Origin of the sequence: Asticcacaulis sp. W401b, assembly GCF_046503825.1 — a bacterium.
GTDB lineage: Bacteria > Pseudomonadota > Alphaproteobacteria > Caulobacterales > Caulobacteraceae > Asticcacaulis.
In genome coordinates, this window is record NZ_JBKFEE010000044.1 from 1 (window position 1) to 1986 (window position 1986).

2 protein-coding genes are annotated in these 1986 nt (G+C 59.8%); one reads left to right on the forward strand and one right to left on the reverse strand.

Translation table 11 applies throughout. From position 1 onward, the window contains the following. Nucleotides 1-232, forward strand: a 232-nt coding sequence (locus ACK8OE_RS20740; protein ID WP_410274211.1) for a hypothetical protein, incomplete at its 5' end; no start/stop codon positions are given. Nucleotides 233-379: 147 nt separating this feature from the next. On the opposite strand, the gene tnpC is transcribed toward ACK8OE_RS20740, so the two are convergent. Further along, nucleotides 380-1986, reverse strand: a 1607-nt coding sequence (tnpC, locus tag ACK8OE_RS20745) for an IS66 family transposase (RefSeq protein WP_410274212.1), incomplete at its 5' end; no start/stop codon positions are given.

Below are 1986 nucleotides of genomic sequence, written 5' to 3' on the forward strand. Positions count from 1 at the left end.
CAATATCGACTACGGCGAGATGCTCCATATCTGCGACGGCTCCGAACATGGTGCGACCGGCTTTACGGACCGAGGCATCCAGTGCATCGAAGAAATGCTTGAGGAGGCCCGAAACTGGGACAGCGGGCTACGCGGCTTCCTCGTGGCAAATTGCTCAGAGCCAGAGGCTATCGAGCGCATAATGGCCAAAGAGCAGGCGCGAATCGAAGCCCAAGGCCAAGGGAAGCCTTAAAATCAGTTTGCCGGACGCTCACAACTTGCCGCCAATTCCCCCGTTACCAAAATCCGTTCCCCGGACGATTACCTACAATCAGCCGTCTGGCCTCGAAGGCGTAAGCGTAAACACGCCCCCGTGTTGCGGATCTAATGATTTCGTGGATCAGTCGCCGGCTTGATCTGGCTTAAAATTCCAAGGCATGAGTTCGTCGAGACGAGTGACAGTCCAGCCGTCTGCGATGCGCTGAAGGGTCTTTGTCAGCCAGGCCTGCGGATTGACCCCGTTCATTCTGGCTGTCTGGATAAGCGACGCGATGATAGCCCACGTCCGGCCACCGCCTTCTGAGCCCGCGAACAGGCTGTTCTTCCGCGTTATGGTCTGAGGCCTGATGGCGCGTTCGACGATATTGGAGTCCAGCTCGATACGCCCGTCATAAAGGAACCGCTCCAGCACCTTGCGACGACGCAGGGCATAGTCGATAGCCTTTGCCAGGGATGATTTCTGAGAGATCTGCGACGAGGTCTTTTCCCAGAGCTGGAAGAGCTCCTCGACTATGGCCTTGGCATGCTTCAGGCGGTAGGCAGCCCGCGCTTCCGGCGACTGGCCACGCACTTTGTCTTCGTGGTGCCAGAGTGCAGACATGATCTCAACCGTCTGGGTGGCTACGGCCGAGCTGTTGTTGGCATGCAGGTCATAAAACTTCCTGCGGACATGCGCCCAGCATCCGGCGAGCTGGATGCCCGTATTGGCATCCGGGGCCTTTTCAAGCTGATTATAGGCCGCGTACCCATCCACCTGAAGGACGCCGTTGAAGCCGGCGAGATGGCGCTTTGGCCGGTCGCCTGAGCGCCCGTCCTCGAACTGGTAGACGACGATCGGCGGATCCCCGCCGCCGAAGGGGCGGTCGTCTTTCACATAGGCCCAGAGATAGTTGTGTAACACCTTCCCGTTTCCAGGAGACAGGGTCGGCAGAACCGTCTCATCGGCGAACAAACGCTCCCCCTTGAGGAGTTGCGCCATCATATAGGCGTGCAAGGTGGACAGCTCGAAGCCCACCGCGCCCATCCAGCTGGCCATCACCTGGCGACTTACCTCGATGTCTTGCCGCGCGAAGATCGCTTCCTGGCGATAGAGGGGCAGGCCATCGGCATATTTGGCGACCGCGATATGGGCGAGCAGCGCCTCGGTTGGCAGGCCCGCCTCGACGATATGGTTAGGTGCCTTAGCCTGAAGGACGCCATCGATGGACTTGTCCTTGTAGGCGTAACGGGGGCGCGCGGTGACGATGACCCGGTACGTCACAGGTATCACGTCCAGGCGCTCGCTGCGGTCTTCACCGATACGTACCTTTTGCTTGCCCGCGTGCTCTTCGGGCTCCTCGGGTTCAATGACGACCTCAATGCGCTCAAGGTGCGCCGGTAGGCTCTTGCGGGGTCGCGACGGCGACGACGCTGCCTTCGGTCGTCCTTTGCGGATTTCAGCCTCAAGGGCGCCCACACCCGTCGCGACCTCTTCAAACAGAAGCACGAGTTGCTCGTCATCTTCGGCCGGCGGCGCCTGTAAGGTCTCAGATTTGCGCGAGAAGCGGCCGCGGTTGAAGATCTTGAGGATATCATTGAGCCGATCCAGACGCTCATTCAACGCGACTTCGCGGCTTTTCAGGGCGCTGACCTCGGCTTCAAGCGCTTCCACCCGAGCGGCCTTTTGGGCCATTTCCAGAGCAAACGCCATCAGCGCGGCTGGATCTTTCGGGAGGATAATCGAGGGGT